The organism is Pseudaminobacter sp. Soil_N_29 (genome assembly GCF_057656055.1).
In genome coordinates, this window is the sequence record NZ_JBDGLC010000042.1 from 1 (window position 1) to 394 (window position 394).

Annotated in this window: 1 protein-coding gene; it reads right to left on the reverse strand. The window is 66.0% G+C overall.

Going from position 1 to position 394, the window contains the following annotated elements; all coding sequences use genetic code 11:
* The coding region (locus AC3A4H_RS23650) for an NnrS family protein (protein WP_487768887.1) at positions 1-380 on the reverse strand (380 nt) is incomplete at its 3' end.
* Positions 381-394 lie beyond the last annotated feature (14 nt).

Below are 394 nucleotides of genomic sequence, written 5' to 3' on the forward strand. Positions count from 1 at the left end.
ATGGCGCCGGCCGTCAGTGCATGGATTGCTGCACTCGTGGGAACGGCATGGCCAAGAGTGGAGGCCCCGAGCAGCAGAAGCGCCACCGCGAGCCAGAGATAGCCTACATGCAGGATCAACAGGATCGGCTCGGTGACGGTCCGATGACCGCGCCACCGCACCATTCGGGCAGCAAGCAGGGCTCCCGCGACGATCTGCGCAATGCCTGTGACGTTCGATTCCGGAACGGTCACCCAGAGGCTCATGGCGGCCGCCGTTGCCACGAGCGCCGCCTTGTCGAGGCGCCCGAAAACAGCGGGCAGGCGGGCATCGCCGTCTTTGACCAGCCAGTTGCGCGTGAAGCTGGGGACGATGCGCCCGCCGATCAGCGCGATCAGCATGGCAACGACAGCAA